16 protein-coding genes are annotated in these 16,255 nt (G+C 61.5%); 7 read left to right on the forward strand and 9 right to left on the reverse strand.

Features of this window, described 5'->3' with window-relative positions:
- Positions 1 to 160: 160 nt before the first annotated feature.
- The 7 genes from ACROHD_RS06325 to ACROHD_RS06355 all read right to left on the reverse strand — a co-directional run bounded on the left by ACROHD_RS06325 (position 161) and on the right by ACROHD_RS06355 (position 8,923).
- Positions 161 to 1,474 carry a M16 family metallopeptidase gene (locus ACROHD_RS06325; protein WP_432676531.1) on the reverse strand — a complete coding sequence of 438 codons (1,314 nt, stop codon included), beginning with the start codon at positions 1,472 to 1,474 and terminating at the stop codon, positions 161 to 163.
- An 11-nt stretch (positions 1,475 to 1,485) separates the two neighbouring features.
- Positions 1,486 to 2,814: a M16 family metallopeptidase gene (locus ACROHD_RS06330; RefSeq protein WP_432676532.1), complete on the reverse strand. Its 1,329-nt coding sequence runs from the start codon at positions 2,812 to 2,814 to the stop codon at positions 1,486 to 1,488.
- Positions 2,815 to 3,067: 253 nt separating this feature from the next.
- Positions 3,068 to 3,592 carry a DUF3035 domain-containing protein gene (locus tag ACROHD_RS06335; RefSeq protein WP_432676533.1) on the reverse strand — a complete coding sequence of 175 codons (525 nt, stop codon included), beginning with the start codon at positions 3,590 to 3,592 and terminating at the stop codon, positions 3,068 to 3,070.
- A gap of 44 nt (positions 3,593 to 3,636) precedes the next feature.
- A complete protein-coding gene (lspA, locus tag ACROHD_RS06340; RefSeq protein WP_432676535.1) occupies positions 3,637 to 4,107 on the reverse strand; it encodes a signal peptidase II in 471 nt (156 codons plus the stop codon).
- Between the two features lie 135 nt (positions 4,108 to 4,242).
- Positions 4,243 to 5,829, reverse strand: a complete 1,587-nt coding sequence (gene purH, locus ACROHD_RS06345; RefSeq protein ID WP_432676537.1) for a bifunctional phosphoribosylaminoimidazolecarboxamide formyltransferase/IMP cyclohydrolase — start codon at positions 5,827 to 5,829, stop codon at positions 4,243 to 4,245.
- Positions 5,830 to 5,847: 18 nt separating this feature from the next.
- Positions 5,848 to 7,614 (reverse strand): heparinase II/III family protein, encoded by a 1,767-nt coding sequence (locus ACROHD_RS06350; protein ID WP_432676538.1) that lies wholly within the window; start codon positions 7,612 to 7,614, stop codon positions 5,848 to 5,850.
- Between the two features lie 46 nt (positions 7,615 to 7,660).
- Positions 7,661 to 8,923: an RsmB/NOP family class I SAM-dependent RNA methyltransferase gene (locus tag ACROHD_RS06355; RefSeq protein ID WP_432676539.1), complete on the reverse strand. Its 1,263-nt coding sequence runs from the start codon at positions 8,921 to 8,923 to the stop codon at positions 7,661 to 7,663.
- A gap of 70 nt (positions 8,924 to 8,993) precedes the next feature.
- Between ACROHD_RS06355 and ACROHD_RS06360 the strand changes: the two genes are divergently transcribed.
- Complete coding sequence (locus ACROHD_RS06360; RefSeq protein ID WP_432676540.1) at positions 8,994 to 9,182, forward strand: DUF1674 domain-containing protein; 189 nt, start codon at positions 8,994 to 8,996, stop codon at positions 9,180 to 9,182.
- A 181-nt stretch (positions 9,183 to 9,363) separates the two neighbouring features.
- On the opposite strand, the gene dapB is transcribed toward ACROHD_RS06360, so the two are convergent.
- The gene (gene dapB, locus ACROHD_RS06365) at positions 9,364 to 10,176 is read right to left on the reverse strand and encodes a 4-hydroxy-tetrahydrodipicolinate reductase (RefSeq protein WP_432676541.1); all 813 of its coding nucleotides are present in this window, start codon (positions 10,174 to 10,176) and stop codon (positions 9,364 to 9,366) included.
- 116 nt (positions 10,177 to 10,292) lie between these two features.
- On the opposite strand from dapB, the gene rbfA reads away from it, so the two are divergent.
- The 5 genes from rbfA to ACROHD_RS06390 are packed head-to-tail and all read left to right on the forward strand — an operon-like array spanning position 10,293 to position 13,854.
- Positions 10,293 to 10,709, forward strand: coding sequence for a 30S ribosome-binding factor RbfA (gene rbfA, locus ACROHD_RS06370; protein WP_432676542.1), 417 nt, complete (start codon positions 10,293 to 10,295; stop codon positions 10,707 to 10,709).
- Between the two features lies 1 nt (position 10,710).
- Positions 10,711 to 11,454 (forward strand): phosphodiester glycosidase family protein, encoded by a 744-nt coding sequence (locus ACROHD_RS06375; protein WP_432676543.1) that lies wholly within the window; start codon positions 10,711 to 10,713, stop codon positions 11,452 to 11,454.
- 42 nt (positions 11,455 to 11,496) lie between these two features.
- Positions 11,497 to 12,399: a tRNA pseudouridine(55) synthase TruB gene (truB, locus tag ACROHD_RS06380; RefSeq protein ID WP_432676544.1), complete on the forward strand. Its 903-nt coding sequence runs from the start codon at positions 11,497 to 11,499 to the stop codon at positions 12,397 to 12,399.
- Complete coding sequence (locus tag ACROHD_RS06385; RefSeq protein ID WP_432676545.1) at positions 12,396 to 12,908, forward strand: DUF1643 domain-containing protein; 513 nt, start codon at positions 12,396 to 12,398, stop codon at positions 12,906 to 12,908. Before truB ends, ACROHD_RS06385 begins: the two co-directional genes overlap by 4 nt.
- A gap of 46 nt (positions 12,909 to 12,954) precedes the next feature.
- Complete coding sequence (locus ACROHD_RS06390) at positions 12,955 to 13,854, forward strand: alpha/beta fold hydrolase (RefSeq protein ID WP_432676546.1); 900 nt, start codon at positions 12,955 to 12,957, stop codon at positions 13,852 to 13,854.
- Positions 13,855 to 13,862: 8 nt separating this feature from the next.
- Here ACROHD_RS06390 and ACROHD_RS06395 read toward each other — a convergent pair whose 3' ends face one another.
- Positions 13,863 to 15,548, reverse strand: coding sequence for a calcium-binding protein (locus tag ACROHD_RS06395; RefSeq protein WP_432676547.1), 1,686 nt, complete (start codon positions 15,546 to 15,548; stop codon positions 13,863 to 13,865).
- Between the two features lie 425 nt (positions 15,549 to 15,973).
- Here ACROHD_RS06395 and rpsO point away from each other — a divergent pair, with 425 nt between their 5' ends.
- Complete coding sequence (gene rpsO / locus ACROHD_RS06400) at positions 15,974 to 16,243, forward strand: 30S ribosomal protein S15 (protein WP_432676548.1); 270 nt, start codon at positions 15,974 to 15,976, stop codon at positions 16,241 to 16,243.
- The last annotated feature ends 12 nt before the right edge of the window (positions 16,244 to 16,255 follow it).

Here is a 16,255-nt window from a genome sequence, read left to right on the forward strand (position 1 = left end):
CATATTGGCTGCGATGAACCAGAAAACCTCCGTTACGAAAACCTCAAATCTGTCCCATAGGCGCTGACGTCAGACAGACCGGACTGCGATGGGCTTTGACGTCGCGGCAGAGGTTGTGGCCAAAGCCGCCCATCTTCCGGGGCGGCCTTGGCCGGTGTATTTATTGCCCGCTTTCCAACCCCTCGGGCTGGCCAACCACCACCACATGCAGCCCGTCCGGGTCCATCAACCGAGCGGCAACGCGCGAGATGTCTTCCAGCGTCACGGCCATGACCTGATCGTTGCGGGTGTTGATGTAGTCGATCGGCATTTCGTCGATCTGCATTCCGGACAGGATGCCAGCAATCGTAGCATTGCCGGTAAAGCGCAGGGGATAGGCACCGGTCAGGTAGGTCTGAGCGGCCTCCAGCTCCTCTTCGCTCACACCATTGGCGGCCATATCGGCCCATTGGTCGTGCAGAACTTCAATGGCCTCTGCCACCAGATCGTTGGAGGAGGAAAACTGCCCCAGCATCATTGGCCCATGGTCAAACAGAACAAGGAAGGTGGAAATGCCGTAGGTCAGTCCACGCTCTACGCGAACCTCCTGCATCAGGCGGGACCGGAAATTGCCGCCGCCAAGGATCTGGTTCAACACATAGGCCGCGAAGAAATCGGGGTCATCACGCTCGATCCCGGCATGACCGAAGAAGGCCGTGGATTGCGGTGTGGGATAGTCGATGACGGTGATGCCACCGGTCAGATTATAGGGCGCGTCGCCGGGCATTTCGGCCCCGGTTTCGGGCAGATCGCCAAGAAGACGGTCCAGCAACAGGCCCAGTTCCTCGGGCGTGATGTCGCCCGACACACCGATATGCACCCGGTCTCTGGCAAGAGCGCCCTGATGGGCGGCGATCAGATCGTCGCGGGTCAGGGCCTGGACGCTTTCGGCCGTGCCCTCCTGGTCCGAGCCATAGGGGTGATCCCCGAATGTCTGAGCATAGAGCGCCGAGGACGCAAGGTCCGACGGATCGTTCTGATTGCTGTCGATGATCGACAGAACCTGCGTGCGAACCCGGTCTATGGCGGATTGCTCGAACGTAGGCTCCACCAGTGCCGCGCGCAGCAAGTCAACGGCTTCGTCCCGGTTCTGGGTCAGCATCCGGGCGGTGATGTTGATTGAATCGCGGTAGGCGTCGAAACCGAAATAGGCGGCAAGCGCCTCAGACCGGGCGGCAAATTCCGCGTTGTCCATGTCGGCGGCACCTTCCTCCAGCAGACCGGTCATCAAATAGGTCGCACCGCGGGCTCCGGGCGCGTCGAGAGAGGTTCCGCCCTCGAAGAGGATGTCCAGCGCGACGAAAGGAATGGAATGATCCTCGACCAGCCATGCGGTCAGGCCACCGGGCGAGGTGACTTCCTGAATGTTCACCTGCGCACGAGCGGGAAGGGTGGCAGCAAAGAAGAGAGCGACGAAAGCAATAATGCGGATCATGGGCTGTCTCCTCACAGGCCAGGGGCGGTCAGATAGCCGGTGACCGAGGTGGTTTCGGTGAAGATCATCCGTGCGGCGTCCATCACCTCCTCTGGCGTGATCGAAGCGATGATATCAGGCCAGTCCTGAATGTCCTGAACGGTCAGGCCAGAAGTCAGACCGACGCCATACATGCGGGCAAGATCCCCCACATCGTCCTGCGCATAGATCATCTCGGCTTCCCACTGGAACTGGATGCGGGCAAATTGCTCGGGGTCGATGCCGTCTTCGAGGAACTGCGCGATAACGCGATCCAGATCTGCCTCGGCCTCCTCCAGCGAGACACCGGGCACTGGCACGTTGAACACCGAAAAGACCGTGTCATCCAGATTGGTGCCCGAATAGCTGGCAGCGGCGTAGAGCGAACGGGCCTCTTCCACTTGCAGCACGCGGGGCAGCACGGCGGTGGCGCCAGATCCTGCCAGTACGTTTGACAGCAACGTCAGGGCAGCGGCGGTTCGTTGATTGCCGGGGTCACGCTCAGGCGCGATATAGCTGCGGACCACGTAGGGGTCGGACACGCGCGGGTCTTCGTAGTAGATGCGCCGGTCGGCGATCTGAGGCGGATCGGAGGGGCGCTGGCGCGGCTCGACACCGGAGGGTTCCAGCGGGCCGTAATGCTCCTCAGCCAGCGCGCGGACTTCTTCGGGCGTCACGTCCCCCGCGACGATCAGGATCGCGTTATCGGGCGAATAGTAGTCGTGATAAAAGGAAAACACGTCTTCGCGGTCCAGCGTCTCGATTTCATGCCGCCAACCGCCGATCGGAATGCGATAGGGATGAGCAAGATAGAGCGACGCCCGCAACTGTTCGTTGAAAAGCGCACCGGCACTTGAATCGGTCCGCTGTGCGCGTTCTTCCAGTATCACGCTGCGCTCTGTCGCAATGTCATCATCCGTCAGCAGCAGGTTGCGCATCCGGTCGGCTTCCATCTGCATCATCAAGCCAAGGCGATCAGAGGCAACGCGCTGGAAGTAGCCGGTGTAATCCCAGCTGGTAAAGGCATTGTCGGACCCACCATTGGCCTCGACGATGTCGGAAAACTCGCCGCTTTCCAGGGTTTCGGTGGCCTTGAACATCAGATGCTCTAGAAAATGCGCGATGCCGGACCGGCCGGGGGGCTCATCCGCCGCTCCGACGCGATACCACAGCATGTGAACCACCACCGGGGCGCGGTGGTCTTCGATGACAACCGCATGTAGCCCATTGTCGAGGGTGAATTCCGATACTTCAGTGGCAGAAGCCTGGGCGGGAACCATGGGCAGCAGGGCCACACAGGCGGCCAGCGCAAATCGCAGCATTCACGAACCTCTTGAGTCAAAACATGTCCCGTCAACAGATACGGGGTTTGGCGTCGGCATCAAGCGCGCTGACGCGGATGTGAGTGGATCGATCCGTTTTACTAGGCTTCTTGATGAAAATGGCTGACGTGAAGAAAGGAACCACTTGCACGGCGACCTCGGCCACCTCCTATCATGCAGTGGGATATCCCTGGATCATGCCACCTTGCCAATGTCGCCCCTACCACCCCGATGAAGTGACCCGGAAGAGCGATCACTCGTCAATATTGCCGATTTCCTGCGGCGGAGCGGCGGGGGTGCGGATACCCGCAGCGCGCATCCGTTCCAGTTCCGCGTAACGGTCCAGCGACATGGAGCGATAGGCGCGGTGATAGACATTCACAGCGGCAATACGTTCCAGGAGACGCCCGTCATTGCGGCGGCGGAACTCCAGATCCTCGGTTGCGAGCGTATCTCGGATGTCCTGTCCGACGCCAAAACGCGTGACATAGCTGATCATGCCCTGGCTGCCGCCACCGGCCCGATCAATGTTGCCGCCGAGGGCTTCTGCGACATCGGCCTCTGGGTCCGGGTCGGCGCGGTTGATACCGCCGGGCGATGGGGTGGGCAGGCTTTGCAGATCGTCCGGCAATTGGAGCGGTCGGGTGGGAAGGATGCCGAATTCATCGGGGCCTGCACCGTCGGCACGCAGGTTCAGAAGCCGCGGGTCGTTTCGACCGCATGCCGCAAGTGCCAAAAGCACCAGTCCCAAGCTGATTGCCGTGCGAAGCCTGCTCATCCAGTCTCTCCTCTCGGACGGTTTAGCGCATGTTTTCGCCGCCGTCACGGGGTCATATTCTTCGTATCGGCAAAGATCAGCAAGCCTAGAGCACCGACAAAGATGCCAATATCGGCAATGTTGAACGCGTAAGGGTTATGGAAGCCACAGCAGCTGGTGTTCAAAAAGTCCGCCACCGCGCCGTAAATGACTCTGTCAAAGCCATTCGCAATGGCCCCACCGACAATCGCACCCGCTGATAGCAAGGCCACGCGACGCTGCATCGACCGCGCCCACCACAGGATCCAGGCCGACACGACAAATGCAAGCGCCACCAGCAGCCAGCGGGTGGCATCTGCGTCATTGGCCAGCAACCCGAAATTGACGCCGGTGTTCCAGCCCATATGAAAATTCAGATAGGGTGGGAAGACCTCCATCTGGCCGATGTTCAGCAGGTCCATGCGATAAAGGACAACCCATTTGCTGATCTGGTCCAGTGCGAACCAGAAAAGCGCGGAGAGAAGGGTAAGACGCATCTGTCGTGGTCCTTGCTGCGTTGCGGGGCCAGGTTTCGCCGCGCGTTCCGCGCGTCGCGCCGGGGGGCTCTGCCCCCCGAACCCCCCGAGGTATTTTCACCAAGATGAAAGGGGGGATAGCAGGTTTCAACCCCCTCAGTGGCGGAAGTGGCGCATACCGGTGAAGACCATGGCCAGACCTGCTTCGTCTGCGGCTGCGATCACTTCATCATCTCGCATCGAACCGCCGGGCTGGATCACGCATGTGGCCCCCGCCTGAGCGGCTTCCATCAGCCCGTCGGGGAAGGGGAAGAACGCGTCTGATGCCACGGCAGACCCGATGGTCAAGGGCTGCGGAAGGCCAAGCGCCTCGGCCATGCGTTCGGCTTTCTTGGCGGCGATAAGGGCAGAGTCCACCCGGCTCATCTGGCCCGCACCGACGCCGACGGTGGCGCCGTCTTTGACATAGACGATGGCATTGGACTTGACGTGCTTGGCCACTTTCCATGCAAACAGCAGGTCGCGCATCTGGTCTTCGGTCGGGGCCTTTTGCGTCACGACCTTGAGGTCATCCATACCTACGAAGCCGTTATCCTTGTCCTGAACCAGCAAACCGCCCGCAACCTGACGATAGGCCAGACCGCCTGCGCGGACATCGGGCAGGCCGTTGGTGGTCAGCAGGCGCAGGTTTTTCTTTGCGGCGAAGATCTCTTTCGCTTCATCGGATGCGCCGGGTGCAATCACCACCTCGGTGAAAATGCCGGTGATCTCTTCGGCCGTTGCAGCGTCAAGCGGCTGGTTCAGCGAAACGATCCCGCCAAAAGCGCTGGTGCGGTCGCAATCGAATGCCGACTTGTAGGCATCGAGCAGTGTTGCACCGACGGCAACGCCGCAGGGGTTGGCGTGCTTGATGATCGCGCAGGCAGGCGTGTCGGTGCCGAACTCGGCCACCAGTTCGAAGGCCGCGTCGGTGTCGTTGATGTTGTTGTAGCTCAGTTCCTTGCCTTGGTGCTGAACCGCTGTGGCCACGCCTTCGCGACCAGAACCGTCCAGATAGAAGGCCGCCTTCTGGTGGCTGTTCTCGCCATAGCGCAGGGTCTGTTTCAGCGTTCCTGCAAAAGCGCGGCGACGCGGGGCTTCGTTACCCAGGGCTGTCGCCATCCAGGCGGATACGGCGGCATCATAGGCGGCAGTGCGGGCGTAGGCGGTCAGCGCCAGTTGCTGGCGGAAGGCGTAGGAGGTGGCGCCATCGTTTTCATCGAGCTGCGCCAGCAGGGCAGCATAGTCCTCGGGATCGGTCACCACGTTCACGAAGGCATGGTTCTTGGCTGCCGCGCGGATCATCGCGGGGCCGCCGATGTCGATGTTCTCGATGCAGGTATCGTAGTCCGCGCGCTTCGCGACCGTCGCCTCGAACGGGTAGAGGTTCACGACCAGCAGGTCGATGCCCTCGATACCGTGCTCATCCATCGCGGCGACATGGGCGTCGTTGTCGCGAAGCGCCAGCAACCCACCGTGGACCTTGGGGTGCAGGGTTTTGACGCGGCCATCCATCATCTCGGGGAAGCCGGTGACATCGGCCACATCCTTGACCTCCAGCCCTGCGTCGCGCATCGCCTTGGCGCTGCCACCGGTGGAGAGCAATTCAACCCCGCGCGCAGCGAGGGCCTGGGCAAGCTCGATCAGCCCTGTTTTGTCGGATACGGAAAGCAGGGCGCGGCGCAGCGGCACGAGGTTGGTCATGGTGTCTCCTGTGTCTTGTCACAACCGGAGCACATCGGACGCAGGCGCACGCGGTGTGCGCGGGGCGTCGGTGGGTTTGGCGAGGCTCCAGCTTACGGCGCTGCCATAATCGGTTACGCGGGAAGATAGAACGATCTGTTTTGTCGCGCGTGGCTTTAATCTGCCAGATTCCAGATAAACGCTTCGCTCCAGGGTCAATTCGGCCTCTCCACCGTGGCGGAAAACCCAGATCTCTCCGCCCCGCAGGGTCAACGATACCGCAGCACCACCAAGATCCAGTTCGGCCTCTACATCCGGGTGCAGGTGGAAACGGACGGTGAAGGGGATGCCATCAAGGGGCAGGCGCGCCATAACCCGATCCAGGGTGTCGCGGTCTTTGTCGGTCAGAGCTGCGAGCCCGTCCTCACCCCGTAGCAACCGCCCGTCATTTTCCAGGCTGAGACTGCGCAGGTGAATCAGGCCGTGGGTACGGCGATAGCCGTCATGGGAAAAGGCGATGGACCGGGACGCCCCGGTGTCGCTCTCCTGCATTTCGACTTTTTCTGGGCCTTCCAGAAGCGCCTGTTTCACGACGCCATGATATGCGGAACGAGGACCAAGCCGGGCCGAGGAGTATCCCTCGATAGACAGGGTGGAATGTGATGGGGTTGCCCGGCCCGCGCGCCGCCAGTCGGCCCCGAACCCGGCACCAGAGCCACAATTGACGATGACAGGGCGGTGGCCCGAGGTCAGCTCAAACGCCAGTGTGGAAGCATGGGCGTTGAACGCCGAGGGTCCCATCATCGGCGGGGCCGCGTCGACCACGACAGAAGTGCGCCCACCAGATAGCCGCGCATACCCCATGGCAAGGCCGGAAACGGTGGCTGGCCGCACGCCAGATTGCGCCAGGGCGTGATCCAACCGCCCCGATTGGCCACGTCCACCACCCTGAAACCGGGCAAGCCCACCATCAGCATGGCGCAGGCTGCGCAGGGTGGGGGCGATGCGCATGATGGCAGTGTTGACGGCGGGGTCGGGGCTTTTGCCCGATTCTGCCAGAACGGCGGCGGTCCAGGTCAACAGGGTGAAGACCTGCAAAAGTTCTTCAGGGTTGCGGGTGACGATCCCACCCGATGCGTCAATCTCTCTTGCGCATTCCTGCGCCAGCGCCTTTAGCGCCGGTTTCAGGTGATGGGCCACACCAATGAGCGAACAGGCCGAATAGATCAGGCCGGTCAGCGCCTCGAATCGCGGCAACCCGTGCGATGTGCTGCGCCAGCGTCGTGCAAGGAAATCCGCCTGCCGACCGAGGGCCGCATAGAAAGCGCGGGTTTCGCTGGCCTCCTGCCCGTTCATGAGAAAAAGAGCGTGGCTGATCCAGCGAATTTGCCTGCGGCCCACCAGGTCAGGCACCCAGCCCGGCCCCTTGCCTGTGCCGTAGCGTGTCAGCCATCCGGCCAGCCAGTCCTGCGCCATCGGTCTTGCTGATCCGTCGGGTACAGCGGCCAGATGATCGAGCCACTCGAAGCCGTGCAGTTCATCCTCGAACGCGTCGGAGGGCGGTGAAAGTACCCAAGGCAGATCCTTGGGCATTTGCACAAGAACGCCCGCGAAGAGCAGGTTTCCGGCCATCAACTGCCGCCCGCGCGCATCCGACCCAATTAACCGCGGCTCCGGTTGCGAGGTAAAGCCCTTGGGCTTTGGCGCAAAGCCAGCCCGCCACGCCGCCCACCGGTTGGCGAACCGGCTGAGCCGTCCGGGGCGCTCGCGGAGCGCGACCGGGGCGGGGGAGAGGGCTTCTGACATCGGTTGCGGGCTGCTCTTGTTTTTGTGGCCGCAAGGATAGCAGGGATCAGGCGCGTTTCAAAAGGGCCATGTAGAACCCGTCCATGCCACCTTTTTCCGCCCAGAAATCGGGCCGCAGACGCAACCCGCCTTCGGGGCTGGCCCAAGCTGTATCACCGCCAAGAGGCGTTGGATCGACGGGGATAATCGTCAGATTTGCATGGCGTTTCAGCGCGGCTTTGACCTGATTCTCACCCTCATTGGGCAGAAGTGAGCAAGTGCAGTACACCAATTTCCCGCCAGGTTTGAGCAGGCCTAGCGCATGGTCGATCATCTGCATTTGCAGCCGGGTGAGTGATTCGACTTCTGCGGAGGTTTTGACGAAAGGCAGATCAGGGTGGCGGCGGATAGTGCCGGTTGCGGAACAGGGCGCGTCGAGCAGGATGGCATCAAATGGCTCCGCCTCGTAGGTCAGTGCGTCGGCGGTCACGAGGGTGGCCGACAGGCCAGTGCGGGCAAGATTTTCCTCGACGCGTTTCAGGCGCGGGCCAGAAAGGTCCAGCGCCGTCACATCGGCCCCGGCTGCGGCCAGCTGCATGGTTTTTCCTCCGGGTGCGGCGCACAGGTCGAGCACGCGCTGGCCGGTGACGTCCCCAAGCAGTTTCACGGGCAGCGCGGCGGCGGCGTCCTGCACCCACCAGTCGCCGGTGTCATAGCCGGGCAGGGCGGTGACCTGTGCTTGCATCAGCCGGAACGAGCCGGTCGGCAGAGTCTCTGCCCCGTCGATGGTGACGCCGGGTTTCGGTGTGATGTCGAGGGGCGCGGGGCGTTCATGTGCGGCTTCGATGGCGGCGACGGCATCAACCCCATAGGCCTTGTGCAGAGGTTTGCGCAGCCAGATCGGCAGCGCTTGCGGGGGTGTCTTCGCCCACGACTCTCGCCCTTCGGCGTCCAGCTTGCGCAGCACAGCATTCACCATGCCAGAGGCGCGGGACCAGCTGGGGTGGCGCTTGGCGATTTCAACCAGCGAGGCGACGACGCCATGGGGTTCGGACCCGTCCACCAGCAGTTCAGCGGCGCCAAGGCGCAGCAGGTTCTGCACCGCTAGTGTCGGGCGTCGGGTCAGATAGGGGCGCAGAACGGCGTCGATCCGGCCCATGTGGCGCATGACCGTCAGCGCCAGGCGCTGGGCTCGGGCGACATCCTGCGGTGACAGGCCCGGTGGCGTCGGCTGATGGGACATCATCCGATTATCCATCATCACCGCACGCAGGTGGTCCAATGCCGCACGGCGGGCGGTAAGGCCGGTATCTGAGCCAGTATCTGACATGGGTGGTCCTCTTGTCACTCAACCCGCGCGGGGTATATCAAAGGCTCAGACCGCACAAGGATCGCGACCCATGTCCGACGACATCGCCAAGCCCCGTACCGACCTGCCACCCGCCGCACAGCGCGCGCTGGCCGAGGCCGAGGAGCGGCGCAAGGCGGCGAAAGCGCTGGACCTGCCAATCGAACTGGGTGGGCGCGACGGCCCGGAACCGGTTCGCTATGGCGATTGGGAAAAGAAGGGCATCGCGGTCGATTTTTGAGAGTTTCGCCGCGCACGCGCGTCGACCGGGGAACGCCCCTTCTCAACCCCCGCGTCGCGGGGGCATCGGCAGGGCGTGTTGCCACGGGAAATCTTAGACGGTGGTGACCCTGCCTCGAATGCAGCGCGCGTTGCGGGTTCGGGATGCCTCCGGCGGGAGTATTTAGACCAAGAAGAAGGGCTTAGCGCATACCAAGGACATCGAGCATGTCGAAGCGCCCGGGGCCTTTGCCCTGGCCCCAGAGCGCGGCCTTGAGGGCGCCGCGCGCGAAGATGGCGCGATCCGTGGCGACATGGCGCAGCACGATCCGTTCGCCCTGACCGGCGAAAAGCACGTCATGTTCGCCCACAATATCACCGCCGCGAATGGCGGAGAAACCGATATGGCCGCGCTGGCGGGCACCGGTGATACCGTCGCGGCCCGAGTCCTTTGCGACATTGAGGTCGATGCCCCGGCCATCCGCTGCGGCCTGGCCCAGCATCAGGGCAGTGCCGGAGGGGGCGTCGACCTTGTGGTGGTGATGGGCCTCGATCACCTCGATATCGAAATCTTCGTCAAGCGCGGCGGCAACCTGCTTGGTGATCTGCACCAGAAGGTTTACGCCGAGGCTCATGTTGCCGGCCTGGATAATCGTCGCATGGCGGCTGGCATGGGTCAGGGCCTGGTCATGGCTGTCATCCATCCCAGTGGTGCCGATCACATGCACGCAGCGGGCCTGCGCGGTCAGTTGGGCGTGCGCCACTGTGGCGTCGGGCGAGGTGAAGTCGATCACGGCCTGCGCATTGACAATCGCGTCAATTGGGTCGGCATGGACAATGACGCCAGTCGCCGCCCCCCCCATGCATTCCCCCAGATCGCGTCCTGACCAGTCATGGCCCGCTCGCTCTGTCACCGCGACCAGATGCGCTGCATCGCTGTCATTCACCAGTTTGATCAGCATCTGCCCCATTCGGCCTGATGCGCCCATTACTGCGATTCCGGTGCTGCCCTGCATGGTCTCGATCCTTTGGCATATTCCTGCCATCGCTCTATCGCACCCGGCACGCGGGTTAAAGCCGTTGCTTGCGGGTGAACGGGTGATCCCATAAGTGGGGAGGAAAGGATGATGCTATGGCTAAGAACAAGTTTCACGACGGACCGGGGCCCTCGCAGCGGCAGTTGCGGGTAGGCGAACTGATACGGCGTACCCTGTCGGATGTGCTGATGCAGGGGGATATTCACGACCCTGAACTGAACGCCATGTCGATCACAGTCAGCGAAGTGCGGACCTCGCCCGATTTGAAGATTGCAACCGTCTACGTGCTGCCCCTTGGCGGCGGCCAGCGGCAGGAGGCCATTCAAGCGCTGAAGCGCAACAAGGGCGAACTGCGCCGGATGATCACCAAGAAGATGAACCTGAAATACGCGCCTGACTTCCGGTTCCTGATTGATGAGACCTTCGACAAGATGGATGAGACTCGCGCGCTGTTTAACCAAGACAAGGTGCGGCAGGATCTGGACCGGTCCGAGGATGGCGACGAGGAATAAGATGCGTGCGCTGATCCTCTCGCTGATGATGTTGGCCGCCCCTTCGGCGCAGGCAACCGAATGCCGGCAGGACCAGTTTGACGGGTCCGATTTTACCATCTGCGAGGTGGACCTTAGCCGCGAGGATCTGAGACTGTTCCTGCGCGACGATGCGGGCAACATCCTGGGCAATTTCTCTCGTGTGGAGGGCAGCCTTGCTTCCGGTCAGCGGCTCGGATTTGCCGTGAATGCGGGCATGTTCCATGACGACAGGCGGCCCGTGGGGCTCTATATCGAGGATGGCCAGCAGGAGATGAGGATCATCACCTCGGACGGTCCAGGCAACTTCGGACTGCTGCCAAATGGGGTGTTCTGCATCCAGGATGGCCGCGCGCAGGTCATTGAAAGTCGCGCTTATGCGGCGAACCCGCCTGACTGCCGCTACGCCACCCAATCGGGGCCGATGCTGGTGATCGACGGAGCACTGCATCCGCGGTTTTTGCCCGACAGCACATCGCTCAACATTCGCAACGGGGTTGGGGTCGATGCGACGGGTACCCGTGCGATTTTCGCGATTTCAGACCGGGCGGTGAATTTCGACCATTTCGGGCGGCTCTTCCGCGATCATCTGGGAACGCCCAATGCGCTCTACCTCGATGGACGGGTGTCGCGGCTTTATGCGCCTGACTTGGGTCGCGACGATTTCGGGTTTCAACTGGGCCCCATCCTTGGGACGGTTGTTGACGAGGCGGGCAAGTCCCTCTAGCAGCATCGCCTTTCTGGGACGGTTTGAACGGAGGCCCACGGCATGGGGCGCAAGCGCAAGGGACGCGACATTCACGGCTGGCTGGTGGTGGACAAGCCCGCCGGGCTGACCTCGACCGCCGTGGTCAACAAGGTTCGTTGGGCATTCGATGCGAAGAAGGCAGGCCATGCGGGCACTTTGGACCCGGATGCCACGGGGGTGTTGGCGGTGGCTTTGGGTGAGGCGACCAAGACTGTGCCCTATATCACCGACGCCATGAAGGCCTATGTCTTTACCGTCACATTTGGGGCCGCGACCAATACCGATGATGCCGAGGGCGAGGTGGTCCAGACAAGCGACCTGCGGCCGACGGATGATCAGATTATTGAGGCTCTGAAGGGGTTTGAAGGCGACATCATGCAAGTGCCGCCGAAGTTTTCCGCCGTGAAGATCGACGGGGAACGCGCCTATAAACTGGCGCGCGATGACGAAGAATTCGAGATCGCCGCGCGGCCCCTGTATGTGGAAAGCCTGACCCTGCTGTCCCGTCCTGATGCCGATCATGTCGAGTTGGAGATGGTCTGCGGAAAGGGCGGCTATGTCCGCTCGATCGCGCGAGATCTGGGTGAGGTGCTTGGCTGCCTGGGCCATGTCCAGCAGTTGCGCCGCGTCTGGTCAGGGCCTTTCGATGTTGAAGATGCGGTGGCATTCTCGTTGATCGAGGAGGGGGCCAAAGACCCCGAGCTCGACGCGCATCTGCTGCCCTTGCAGGTTGGGCTTGATGATTTGCCGGAACTGCGCGCCAATGATCTGGGGTTTGCCCGGCTTAAAAACGGCAACCCGGGGCAGGTTCTGGGCACCGCCGAATATGGCGAGGAGGTCTGGGTGTCTTACAAGGGCGCTCCTGTGGCCGTTGGCATCTATCGCGGCGGCGAGGTTCATCCGTCCCGCGTTTTCAACCTGTGATCATCCGGACGCATCAAAAGGGCGATGCGGCCAGCGTTGCGGTCTATTCTGACTGTGAACGGTATCGATATTCGCTCAGCCGGGTCTGGGACGAGGCCGAGCCGCGCGTTTTGTTCATCATGCTGAACCCATCAAAGGCGACCGAGGTGCAGAATGATCCCACCGTGGAACGCTGCGAGCGGCGCGCGCGGGTGCTGGGGTTTGGCGGGTTTCGGGTGATGAATATCTTTGCATGGCGGGAAACCGACCCGCGCCTTCTGCGCGCCGCGCCTGATCCCGTGGGGGCTGACAACGACAGGCTCCTGCTTGATGGATTGGGATGGGCCGACACGGTCATTGCGGGGTGGGGCGTTCATGGCGAACACCTGAATCGCGGTCCGGAAGTTGAAGTGCTGTTGCGCGGGGCAGGGGTGGATCTGCATTGTCTGGGTCTTTCCAAGGCCGGGCATCCACGCCACCCGCTTTACATCGCCTATGCCACACAGCCGCAGGCCTGGCCTGCCCGTTGACCTCGCCTGCCTGCGCGCGCAGGGTGAGCAGAGGGAGGGCCGTGCCATGTCGGATATTCCGGGTTTCACGCAAAGCTTTATCGAGACCAATGGGGTTCGCCTGTCGGTGCATCAGGGAGGGGAAGGGCCGCCGCTGATCTGCCTGCATGGGTATCCGCAGAACCATATGTGTTGGGTCAAAATCGCGCCCGATCTGGCGCGCGACTTCCACGTGATCATCCCAGATCTGCGCGGCTATGGGGACAGCGATGCGCCGCCGGATGACGCGGACCACCACGTCTATTCCAAACGCGAGATGGCAAAGGATATCATTGGGATCATGGATTTCATGGGGCTGGAGAGGGCCCATATCCTTGGCCATGACCGTGGTGCCCGGGTGACTTACCGCCTTGCATTGGATCATCCCGAACGGGTGGATCGGCTCGGGATCATTGAGGTGGTTCCGACGGCTGATTTCTGGGCGTCATGGAACGCGGAACTGGCGCTGAAGGCGTATCACTGGACATTTCTGGCTCAACCCGCGCCTGTACCTGAACGCATGATCGCTGCTGATCCGGTGGCCTATTATGACTGGACATTATCCAGCTGGACCCATTGCCGAAGCCTCGCGCCCTTCGAAGGGGCCGGATTGGACAGCTATCGGCGTCAAGCGTCGGACCCGGCGAGGGTACATGCGATGTGTGCAGATTATCGCGCGGGAGCAACCATTGACCGCGCGCTGGATGAGGCCGACCGGCTCGCGGGCAACAAGATTGCGGCCCCGCTGCATTTTGTCTGGGCCAGCGCCGGGTTTCCGGCGAAAACAGGGGATCCGAAAGCGATCTGGCAAGCTTGGTGTGATCTGCCCGTCACCGGGGAGGAAATTCACGGAACCGGTCATTTCGCGATGGAAGAAGTGCCCGAAGCCATTCTGACTACAGTTCGCCCACATTTTGTGGCGGGTTAGCCCGCCGGTCAGGCAGTTTCGGCCAGATCGTCCAGGCGAATGTCGCGGATCAGGATGGCCGAGGGATCGAGCCCCTGCGCACCGGTTACGTGCAGAACAACTGTGCCATCCACCATTATGCTTGCGCCGGTGCCGTCGTCGAAATCTATCACCGAGACAGTCGGTTCTGGCGAGGCTTCAAGATCAACGCTGACCTGGATCTGATCTTCGTCAGGGTCAAAATCGGTAACAATCGCAGCCTCTGCATCGGATTCGATGTAGCTGCCGGCTTCAAACAGGTCCGCGCCAAGGCCACCAATGCCAAGATCACCCGCCCCAAGGAACAGGTGGTCGTCGCCATCGCCGCCCACCAGCGTATCGGAGCTGTCCTCATCATAAGGACCGAAATCACTGTCGCCGCTGGTGAATGTGCCGTCGAGCGTGTCATTGCCGTCGCCACCAGACATGTCATCCGAGCCGAAGCCGCCAAGCAGATAGTCGTTGCCCTCTCCGCCCTGCAATTCGTCGTCGCCGTCCGCGCCAAACAGAAGGTCGTTGCCATCATCTCCGGACAGGCTGTCGTCATCTTCGCCACCATGCAACAGGTCATGGCCGGTGCCGCCCGACAGAACATCCGCACCCTGATCGCCGTAAAGCTCATCGTTGCCTTCGTCGCCGAGCAAGGTGTCATCGCCCTCGTTGCCAAAGGCGAGATCGTTCTCAGTGCCACCAGAGATCAGATCGCCACCATCGCCACCCGTCAGGGCGTCAGCACCTTGCTGGCCGAACAGTTCGTCCATTCCGGCGCGCCCGCGAAGGATATCGTCACCGGTGCCGCCATTCAGCAGATCGTTGCCATCAAGACCGTTGATCGTGTCCTCACCCGCACCGCCATCAATTGTGTCGTTGTCATCGGTGCCGGTCAGGGAATCATCGCCGTCCGTCGGTTCCAGCGTTTCCTGTTCAAGCACGACGTCATCCAGCGTGACATCAGTGGTGCCATCCAGTTGCAGGATCTGAACACCGTCAGAGAAGACAGCAGTGCTGCCCATCTCTTCATCCGGTTCCAGCGTGATTTCAGGCGGGGTGTCACCATCGTAGCGCACCAGAATCGTATCTACACCGGAGATGAAATCAGTCAGGATCGGCACATCTTCGGGAACATCGTCGCGGGTCTGGAACACATCAGCCCCTTCGCCGCCGGTGACGATATCGCCATCGCCCAGAATCAGAGTGTCGTCATCGTCGCCCCCGTCCAGCGTATCGGCCCCTTCGCCGCCATCGAGTGTATCCTGGCCGTCATCGCCATACAGAAGATCATCGTCTTCTTCGCCGTACAGTTCATCGTCGCCTAGATCGCCTGTCAGAACATCACTGCCGGCGGTGCCGAATCGAATCTGCGGCTCCGGATCTTGGCTGGTGTCGGTCTGATAATCGTCTTCGGACTGATCGCTTTGATCACCGAATAGATCATCCAACAGATTGCCGCCGGCCATGGTCGCTTCACCGGCCCCCTCATCAGAGGATGTTCCGGGATTGCCCATGCCGTCAGTGCCGAACAGAAGATCATGCAGATCAGAGGTATAGACGGACGCGTCATAGCCGCCATCGCCGCGGCCATCGTCCGACGCGTCTGATCCTGCGCCTGTGCTGTTCTGGTCATCGTCGCTGGAAAACAGCCCCTCGAGCGCGAACCCGAGAAGCATCAGCAACATTACTCCACCCGCTGCAATCATTTTCGTTCCTTTTGCCTCAACGAAGGGCCCCGGGGGTTGAGCCTTTTCATATAGTTGACGATGATCCTGCGCCGGTCGTTGGGTCATTTACCGGCCACCACAAGGTTTTCCTGTGGAATAAATGTGGCGCTGTTTCCGAACCGTGAATGAAGCGCCTTTTGCTGTCCCTATGTTCAGAGTCTTTGATAAAAAGCTCAATAAAATCTTACTCAGTTGGTTAATGCCCAACTGCCCCAATCCCGGCAGAATTGCCTTATTTGGAAGGGGAAAAGGGGGGTTCCCTTTGTAGAGAATATCCCCTATACGCCCGCAATCGCCCCTGACGGGGTGATGACTCTCCACGGGCCTTGCTGGACGACATCCCGGCCTGCGCCGTCCACTTTGAACCTGAAAAGGAGACCCCGATGTCGATCACTGCCGAAGAAAAAGCCCGCTTGATCGCGGAATTCGCAACCAAAGAAGGCGACACCGGTTCGCCCGAAGTGCAGGTCGCGATTCTCACCAGCCGCATCAACACGCTGACCGAGCACTTCAAAAGCCACAAGAAGGACAACCACTCTCGCCGTGGTCTTCTGATGATGGTTGCTCAGCGTCGTAAGCTGCTGGACTACACCAAGGCCAAGGATGAAGCTCGTTACCAGAGCCTGATCCAGCGTCTCGGCATCCGCCGCTAAACGCAGCCTGAT

Origin of the sequence: Nioella aestuarii (assembly GCF_050896395.1) — a bacterium.
In the GTDB taxonomy this organism is placed as follows: Bacteria; Pseudomonadota; Alphaproteobacteria; order Rhodobacterales; family Rhodobacteraceae; genus Nioella; species Nioella aestuarii.